At 45.5% G+C, this 2,497-nt stretch carries 2 protein-coding genes; both read left to right on the forward strand.

Features of this window, described 5'->3' with window-relative positions; all coding sequences use genetic code 11:
• Positions 1-1,296: 1,296 nt before the first annotated feature.
• Positions 1,297-1,983, forward strand: coding sequence for a hypothetical protein (locus Q0212_RS14520; protein ID WP_297926818.1), 687 nt, complete (start codon positions 1,297-1,299; stop codon positions 1,981-1,983).
• A gap of 100 nt (positions 1,984-2,083) precedes the next feature.
• Positions 2,084-2,230, forward strand: coding sequence for a hypothetical protein (locus tag Q0212_RS14525; protein ID WP_297926820.1), 147 nt, complete (start codon positions 2,084-2,086; stop codon positions 2,228-2,230).
• The last annotated feature ends 267 nt before the right edge of the window (positions 2,231-2,497 follow it).

Raw genomic sequence — 2,497 nt, forward strand, 5'->3', positions numbered from 1 at the left:
ACGATTCAATATGCCTAGCTCGAATTACATCTTAGTCAGACTAAGAACACACTAGAACACGATCGCACGTCTCAAGAGTTAGAAATGATTCAATATGCCTAGCTCGAATTACATCTTAGTCAAACTAAGAACACACTAGAACACGATCGCACACTTCAATTTTCAACGCTCTCAGCAATAGCCAAGAGCTTTTACATCCTAAAACTGGAGGCCACCACAGCCCCCAAAGCAGATAACCAAATCTGCATTTTTAACCATTTTTGTACCGTCCTACACCAACGACATTGGCTTTCGCTAAACACTCGCTCACGTTTTTATTACGCTCGAAAGTGCCTCAAACGCTACTGACCAACTCTCCCACACTGACTAAAAAAACTTATGCCCAGCTCAAGGCTGGATTTCGTTTTTAAACCTTTAAGCCAACCTGCCACGGTTGACAAAGCTCAGTGCTTCCCACGTTATTTCATCGGATCTTAACGAGTAGAACCCTGCTTTCTCAATTGCGATAATCACTTCCTGTTTCCCGTTGTCGGGGTTCCAATCAGTGCCAACGATATGGACTATCACAACGTCATCGAATTTACAGTACACACTCTCTACAATGCGGATTTAACATCAATAGATTGATGGCTATAACTCCGCAATTACAGGCTTAAGCTATCCAGCGATCCTTCGGGGTTGCCCCTAAAGGTACCAAGTCATCCAGATTTCTCCTCAGACTCCTGTTACGTCACCGTAACCTCAGCAGCCCACCTGTGTAGCACGCAACTGACAACTATGTAGCTAAGTTGCCAACAACGGAAGTGATTAACGGCCTTATTTTGCGTCCTGCAATAGCCTCACTTTATCCCAATGAACAGGGTAAGCGTAGTTACCTACGCGCCCGTGTCCGTGTCGCCCAATCCCGAATAATTCAAAAAGAATGGATCGAAGAAACTGTTTCAAGTCTCAGCGCCCGTCATAGCCGCGCCAGCGAGGTTTCCCCAGCACGCAGCTTTGTCGAAGCAGTTTTTTGGCAAAAACTGTCGAGGGCGGTACAAGAAAATAGTAGGGGTTGGCGACCCCTCCATTTTCCGAATGGCGAGGTGGTCAGCCCCTAAGATGGGCGGATATTACGAAGGGCGAAAGCATGAGTCAATGAATTTTACGGAACCCCTAATTAATGCACTCGCTGCGCTCGGCATTTATCAAGATTATTTTTAATTACAAAAGCATAGATTCCGCCATATAATCGCCTTTATGCAATCGCCATGTTAGGAAAATATGATTTACTACTGTTACCGAAAACCGACCGCTATGCAGCGAATACAATTCATTGTTTCACGCGGTGCAACACACCACGCCCAGATGACCATTCCCCTAAAAAGCATCGAGGCCGTGGTCAAAAAACTGACCTTGCGCTATGACCTTAACCTCTCCAAAGACCAAAAGTACAAACGGAAAAAAGAGGGGCAATCTGTCGCTGATCTTGTGATTTTTTTTGACATCACCGACCAACTGTATCACTTGTTTATCCTTGTGACCGAAGGCGATAGTCTCGCTAGCTTCACTCAATCGGGCTATGACAAGTTATCGCCGATTAATGAGCCGCGTATCATTTTCACCGAGCGTTACGAACTGGTGAGAACCACACGCAAAAAGAGCGCAATGGCTAACAAAGGGCGTAGCCATAATGACCCTGAGACATGGACATGGCGAATGACTAAAGCCTACTATGATTCGATTAAAAGCTATTTTGAGAAAGCAGTGATCGTTCATCCTAAAGATCCTTCTCAATTGGCTAAAGGTGTTTACATCCTAGAGCGAATGGCAGGGCTAAGAGGAGTACGGCAGCAAATCGGCCTCCTGTGGGCGCATACGTTGACCTGTTGGAAACATGCTTACAAAGCAGAAATGCCGCACACGCTGACGCTTGGATTCATGCGAGCGGTTGAGCATGATGCTCAATCACTGGCGGAGCTGATGGCCTTGCACAAGCAATAGAAACAAAAAGCCCATCCTTAGCCGATGAGCTTTTGTCTGTATCAACAGACTATCGCCGTAGGTAGCCATTAATACATTACAGATTGTAAGTGCTAACGATATGAGCTGTAAACTTGCTCAAGCTGGCAAACAAACTTCTTTTGTCGCTTTTAGCAGCTATGTGGTAATTGCCCCTAATAGTTGCCTTGCACAAGGTTGGGTGATGTCATACACTGCAAGTCCTGATGTTGTACGTAAAAGCCACTAGGCCTCTAATGGTGGATATTGCGTTGAAAAACGAAATATCACTGACTATTGCAAGTAGTCAGTTAGATGGTTTTTAAGCCACTGCGAAAGCGGTGGCTTTTTCATTTCTGCTATCATAGCGTCATCATAGCCTCGTTGATGTCGAGGCTAAACTCCGTCATTAGCTGCTTTGTACTTCCGTTTCTGGCTGCCTTGAAACGTGCCTGTTTTGCGCCTTTTAGTCGTGCTTCTGCTCTGTCGAGAACCGTTTGTTGATTGGCAGACGATA

The sequence above is a fragment of the uncultured Agitococcus sp. genome, from assembly GCF_937920075.1.
GTDB lineage: Bacteria > Pseudomonadota > Gammaproteobacteria > Pseudomonadales > Moraxellaceae > Agitococcus.